This is a genomic window from Cupriavidus sp. CER-90, assembly GCF_057652055.1.
This window is the reverse complement of record NZ_JBYGYM010000003.1, coordinates 196,491-202,909: the sequence shown is the minus strand read 5'-3', so window position 1 is coordinate 202,909 and position 6,419 is coordinate 196,491. Positions and strand designations below refer to the sequence as shown.

Genomic DNA, 6,419 nt, shown 5'->3' with positions numbered 1-6,419 from the left:
CGATCGGCGCCGGTTTTCCAGCGCGGGTCGCTGTCATAACGCGACAGCCAGCGGAACACCGCGTAGGTGTCGACGTTGTGCTCGGTGGACTTCCAGCCCTGACGCTGCGGCGATGGTTCGTGGCCAAAGTACCCGCCGATGAAGGCGGCCGGCGCGTCGGCGTTGTACGTCTCCTTGTCGACCCAGCCCATCATCGTTTTGGCCGTGTCGAGATAGCGCGTCGAGCGCGTGGCGTCGTAGGCGGCCAGCAGCAACAGCGCGGCCCAGGCCACGTTGCCGGTGGCGGTGCCCACCTGGTAGCGGTCCTCGAACCACTTGTTGGCCTTGGCGTCCCACCAGCCGGGCATCGGCACGGCGCCGTCGGCGGGCATCGCGCCGGCACGATAGGCGTTACGGATGCGGCCGTCGTGATAATGACGATCGCGCGTGACGCCGGCCACGACCCCATCGGCAATACGGCGCGCGGCATCCTTCTGGCCGCACGCGATCAGCGCGATGCCAGCCAGCGCGTTGTCATAGACAAAGGCCGACTCCTTGAGCGGGCCGGGCAGCGGATCGCCGCCCGGCGCGGCTTCGTAGCTGGCCAGCATGACCGGACCGTTGCCCGGGATGGCAGCCACGCGTTGCGTCAGCGTCTGGCAACCTGCGTCGCGCATTTGGTCGCGCATCGGGTCGCGCGCGGCATCGCCCGGGGCGGGCGCCGCCGACAGGGCCAGCGGGGTGGTGAGCACGGCTGTCATCAGTGCTTCGGTCAGCCGCTTGCGGGCGGCCCGGTATGGCATTCCTGCGGTCGTACGCTGCACGGTAGTCTCCTTCCTGCGGGCGTTGGGTGTATGACTGTGCGATCGGCTCCGATCAGATCAGCCGGCGAAACCACGGACGGTCAAGGCTGACCTTGGCCCAGTGGCCGAGCGCGCAGCGGTCCGTCTTGCCTGCGCCGGGCAGGTCAGGCAGCGGCTTGTTCAGCTTCGCGATCAGGTACAGCTCGTTTTTCTCGATGGGCGGGAAGGGCACGAAGTAGCGCGCCTGGTCGCCATCCGGCGCCCGCGGCAGGATTTCGGCCACCTTGCCGGGCAGCGGCGTGGCCACGCCATCGACCATCACCGTGACCGGGGCGCCTGGCAACAGGTCCTTGCTCAGGCTGCGCGGAAACACGGCCACCACGCTCGGTGTGGTGCAGTTGGTGGCGCGCATCAGCGTGGCGCCCGCCGCCACATGCGTGCCCGGCGGCGCCAGCACGTCTTCGACGATGCCGCCGGCATAGGCCTTGATGTCGAGGTTGGATATGCGGTCCAGGCGCTGCTGCTCGGTGTTGACCAGCTTGTCGACTTCGGCGCCGTATTCCTGCAGTTGCTTGATCTCGGCCTGCAACTGGGCGTTTTCGGCCTTCAGCTCGTCGGACCGCTGCGAGAGCGCGCCCGCGGCGCCGTCGGTGTTTGAGGCGTAGACGCGGTTGCGCGTGGCGGCACTGGCGCTGCGCGCACCGTTGAGTTCCGCCTCGATGGCATCCTTCTGGCCGCCCAGCACGGCAAGCTGGTTGCGCGATGCCTCGGTGAACGCCTGGCTGACGGCGCCTGCCTGCTGCATGGCTTCATTGCGCGTGACGACATTGACCTGCGCTTCCATCTGCTGCTGGGCGGCGGCCAGGCGGGCCTCGATGCCGCGGATGCGAGCGTCGTTCTGCTGCTGCGCCACCGATACATAGCGTTTGACGTCGCCGTTGGTGGCGGCCAGGCGGGCCTGGTTGACTTCCAGTTTCGATCTGGCCGCTTCCAGCCGTTTGTCGTTATCGAGCTTCTTGCCGGTCAGTTCCATCAGCAACGCGCGGTCCATGTTCGGATTCTGCAGCGTCATCAAGGACTGGCCGGCGGTGAAGGCGGTGCCCACCGGCACCAGCTGCTTGGTGACCACACCTTCCACGGGGGTGGTGATCAGGCTGACCGGGCTGTTGACGATCGCGCGTTCCGACGAGCGCACGAAGACATACGGGAACATCACGGAGAGGATGATCCAGATGATGAACCCCACCATCCCGTAACTGGCCAGGCGCGGAATGGCCTGCCATACCGGCCGCAGGCTCAGCGGGCTGCCTTGCTTCGCGACGGCGTCGCGCGGCGGGGTCTGTTGCGGCCGATGCGGCGGCGAGGGCGGTAGCCGCGTTGGCACGGTCGGCTTTTGGTCTGAATTGTTGTCCATGCGAGCTCCCGGATAAAAAAAGGTGGCCACCCACGATCGCCAACGTCGATCGCGGTTGTTAAATTCGCAGACAAGCACTATCCCGCCGCACGAGCGCATGCCCGTTCGGTTGGTGCGGTGCTGTACGTCCCCCAACAATTGTTATGCGCCGTTTGCCCCGGGCCGTTGCTACGCCGCCGGGACAGGCGAGTGGACCGTGTGTGCCGATCCATTGAACTGTCCGCACACGCCCAGGACGGGCCATATGCAGACAGGCACTACGAGACGCGACGCGCCATGGAAGCCCACAGCACAGCATCGCCGATTGATGCGATGCAACGCTGGAGCGATTCAAAGTTAGTCAGTTTGGCCTTGGCTTGCTGTAAGAATGTGTAAGGGCTGTATATCGGACCACTTACATCTGTCGATCGTAGATCCACGAAACCGCCTGCATGCAGGAAACCGCTGATGCAGGCACCGCGCCGGTTAACGCGACGTTAAGGCAACGGCGCAGCGGGCAGGTAGATCTTGCAAGCATTCGCCCGGCGCGGAAGTTTTTGCCTGGCGAGAAGTACAAAGCATGATGGCGTGGGCGCATCGCTGCAATGCAACGAAGCAGGGATCGACGACTGTGTATCAGAGTGTGACGGCGGCCCGTCGCGCGGGGTCGGAGGCCAGCCGCGCCCGCAATCGAGCCGCTGAGCGTACCGATAAATTGCATCACGGCGTGATGCAATAAGGTCCGTGCGTGGGCCGTGAGAAGCAAGCATGGCGAAGCGGGGTCGGGCGTCCGCGTCGGCTTGGGTCCGATTTCCTGGCTACCGGTTTGATAATCACGTCAATCCATTGCGATAAGAAAACTTATCTTGATACCCGTGCTTCTGGCATGAACGGGAGGCTATCGCGTAGTTCGTTGTCCGCCTCGCCCAACTTCGAAAACCGTGTGTTGCTGCAGCCGATCGTGCAGCCATCGATCGGCGCGTCCGCGACGGGCCGATTTCCGCCAGAGAAGATCGACCCCGACAAGCCAGTCGGTGTGCGGGTAGGCGGTCAACTGCAGTTCGACCAGATCGCCTTTGTCCAGCTCGTTGCGGATCAATTGCCGGGGTAGTGTCGCCCAGCCAAGACCGCTGCCGACCATCTCCATCAGGGCGAGATAGCTCTCCGCCTGCCACGTGCGTGTAGCGCGAAGGTATTCGGTTGTTGGTAGTTTGTTGGCGTGCGCGCTGAACGCAAGGCGCCGATAGGCATGCAGGTCGGCGAACGACACGCTGGCCAGCGACGCGAGCGGGTGCGAGGGATGGGTGACATGCACCATGATCAGTTTGCCGAGCTGCACGAAGTCAAGTTCGGGCGGGTAGTCCGGTTGCGCAAACGCGATGCCGAGTGCCGCCTCACCCTTGAGTACCAGGTCGCTGACGTCGCCATAGACCGGGTTGCGAATGGTCAGGTCGACGTATGGGAACTCCCGTTCGAAATCGGTCAGTGCCGGCATGATCGTGTTGTACGGTATCTCGATCGCCAGCGTCAGTTCGGCCGGGTTCGCGTCCGCCAGGCTGGCCGCATGCGCCTCCAGTGACCGGCACCGCTCCAGCACGGCGGAGGCTTCCGCAAGCAGCGTCCGTCCCGCCTCCGTGACGACGGGAATCTTGCTCGTCCGATCGAATAGCGATACGCCAAGCTCGATCTCGAGATTGCCGATGGCGCTGCTGATCGTCGACTGCGTTTTTCCGAGCCGCCGGGCGGCCGCGGAGAACGATCCGGATTCCACTACGGCGATAAACATCTGAAGTTGTTCCAGGGAAAAACGCATTGACTTGTCCATCGATAAAATCGATGGCTCCTAATTTGTTTTGGCGGTGGCTTCGATGGATGATGCCGCACCGATGCACCTCGAGCAATAGAGCGGCGTCGCGTGATGCCGGGCTCGTGATGCGATGGTTGTGGCGGTTCGGTCAGCGTTGGGGTCCTGCCAATGTCATTTCTGGCGCTGCTGAACAAGTCCTATCGTCCTATTCCCCTGGAGAACTACATGGCAACCCTGAACATTGAAGAAACTCCCGAGGACGTGTCAATGCTGGATATGGATCTGCTGCGCCAGTCTATTGCCGCGTCATATGAGGCCAGGCAGCGCGGCCGGCATCCTTTCGCTGCGCTGGTTGCCGACGAGAACGGCAACATCATCGCGGCCGCAGGCAACAACTCGATGCCACCGGAAGGTGATCCGACCCAGCACGCCGAACTGGCCGCCGCTGCTGCAGCAGCACGCGTGCTGACGCCGGAACAACTCGCCCGCTGCACGCTGTACACGAGTGCGGAGCCGTGCTGCATGTGTGCCGGTGCGATCTACTGGACCGGAATCGGTCGCGTTGTCTACGCACTCTCGGAGCATTCCCTGCTCGGTCTCACGGGAGACCACCCCGAGAACCCCACGTTCTCGCTGCCGTGCCGAGAAGTTTTCGAACGCGGCCAGCGCAAGGTCAAGGTGGCGGGCCCGATGCTGGAGGACGAAGCCGCCCAGGCGCACGCCGGCTTCTGGAAGTAGTCATTCATCTCCAGCCGGCCGCCATGGTGCGGGCCGAGGCGGACAGCGCCATGGCGTTCGAGTGCAGAGAGACGTCAACGCACTACTGCGCGGCGAAGAATGCCTCGACGGGCGGGCACCGCGCTCGCCGAGACCGTCAATGGCGAGCCACCAACGCCGGCGGCGCGGGATCCGCACGGTCATGTCGGACAGTGTTTTCAGCCCGTGAGCTTGCAGCGCCGACGCGGCACGCGCCGGCAGCCAGGTATCGCGGTGTCCGTGATCGGCGGGGAGATGGCAAGCGAGGCGTGGAGCGGAGGATGGACGCGAATTGCTGTCGCGTAGGCTGCCACGAAAATGTGGCTATATCGATAATGTTTGTTATCGATACTATCGCATTGCGGTGGGCGAGACGCCACAGCTGATGAAACTAAAATTGTGTCTAAACTTCCAATAGAAGTAGTGTCCTATCGGGGGACGAGCCTTTCGCCGGGTATGCGGCTGAAAACTAGGTCGGCGGAGGAGGGCGCGATGCTCGCGTCTTCGTTGCAACTCGCTGCTTGCAGGACTCTTTCGCCAAATCGGTGAAACGTGACGAGCAGGCTCCGCAGCCTCTGGCCGTGTTCCTGGGGCGACCATCGGAGCTTTCCGATCTACTGTCCTTCACCAAATTCCAAGCTACGGCATGTGTCGACCAAGTTCCTGGCGCTCGCTCAATACGCAAGCGCGGCGCGTTGCGTCGACGCGCGAACGAAGTGGATCTGAAGCAGTCCCGCATATCTAAGGACACGCGGACTCTCTTAAAATAGGGGATAGTCTTGTGCCCTATCAGGGAAATGCTGGCACCTGGCGCGTCGGTGTCAGCCGTAGCGCGGCGGCACGGCGGGAACCCGAACCAGGTGTTTGGCCGGCGCAAGCGACCAAAGTAATACGCGCAGGTGCTCCGAGGGTTTCGAGTTTCCATGCGATGACGGCACGCCGCTGCGTGTGACGTTTGCGTGGGACTGCGGCGACCGGTAAGCAATTAGCTGGGCAGCAATGATCGGCGGGCATAGCGCCGACGTGGTGCGCGACGTAATGCTGGCCGCCGTCGAGCAGCGCTTCGGCACCACGGAAACGGCACGGCCCAACGAATGGCTGACGGACAACGGCTCGGCTTATATCTACCATCGCACGCGACGCTTCGCGCGTCAGCTGGGCCGGACCAGCTGACGACGCCTGTGCGCTCGCCGTAAAGCAATGGCATGGCCGAATCGTTCGTGAAGACCATAAAACACAACTACGTTCTATATGGACAACCCTGACGCGCCAACGGCGCTCTCGCGTCTGGCTGTTGCGTTTGAGCATTACAACGACGCCACCCGCACAAAGCCCTGAAATACCGCTCGCCCGCGAGTTCAGGGGGGCTGAGGCGTCATCAACCTAACGGGGTCCGCGTGTCTAGCCAACTCAAAAAGGGTCCAACACGACTGCCCATCGAGGCTTTTTGGTTATTTGTTCGCGGCCGGGGATCGCCCGAAATAGAACACAATTTAGGTGTTCGAGCGACTCTGGTGCATCGAGCGGGATGATTTTCTGGATAAGCTGCAGCCTCTTTGCCGCTTGTTCGTGGCCAGGCCGCACAGGGTTAAAGTTTCACGCACGCGTGGGGCGCGTTTGGTTGCCGATGTCTAGCATGCGCGCAGCAGCTTCAGGGTCGGCTGGCGAAGCGGATTGTTGA

General features: G+C 63.0%; 3 protein-coding genes and 3 pseudogenes. 2 read left to right on the top strand and 4 right to left on the bottom strand.

The window, feature by feature from the left end; all coding sequences use genetic code 11:
- From AC24R4_RS28115 to AC24R4_RS28105, 3 genes and pseudogenes are all read right to left on the bottom strand, one after another.
- Positions 1–803: pseudogene (locus tag AC24R4_RS28115) on the bottom strand (hypothetical protein); the annotation flags it as partial.
- Between the two features lie 52 nt (positions 804–855).
- Positions 856–2,196: an HlyD family secretion protein gene (locus AC24R4_RS28110; protein WP_487523776.1), complete on the bottom strand. Its 1,341-nt coding sequence runs from the start codon at positions 2,194–2,196 to the stop codon at positions 856–858.
- 877 nt (positions 2,197–3,073) lie between these two features.
- Entirely contained in the window at positions 3,074–3,988 is a 915-nt protein-coding gene (locus tag AC24R4_RS28105) for a LysR family transcriptional regulator (RefSeq protein ID WP_487524014.1), read from the bottom strand.
- A 219-nt stretch (positions 3,989–4,207) separates the two neighbouring features.
- Between AC24R4_RS28105 and AC24R4_RS28100 the strand changes: the two genes are divergently transcribed.
- Positions 4,208–4,720, top strand: a complete 513-nt coding sequence (locus tag AC24R4_RS28100; protein ID WP_487524013.1) for a nucleoside deaminase — start codon at positions 4,208–4,210, stop codon at positions 4,718–4,720.
- 88 nt (positions 4,721–4,808) lie between these two features.
- Here AC24R4_RS28100 and AC24R4_RS28095 read toward each other — a convergent pair.
- Positions 4,809–5,046: pseudogene (locus AC24R4_RS28095) on the bottom strand (phage integrase family protein); the annotation flags it as partial.
- Between the two features lie 565 nt (positions 5,047–5,611).
- On the opposite strand from AC24R4_RS28095, the pseudogene AC24R4_RS28090 reads away from it, so the two are divergent.
- Positions 5,612–6,125: pseudogene (locus tag AC24R4_RS28090) on the top strand (integrase core domain-containing protein); the annotation flags it as partial.
- Between the last annotated feature and the right edge of the window lie 294 nt (positions 6,126–6,419).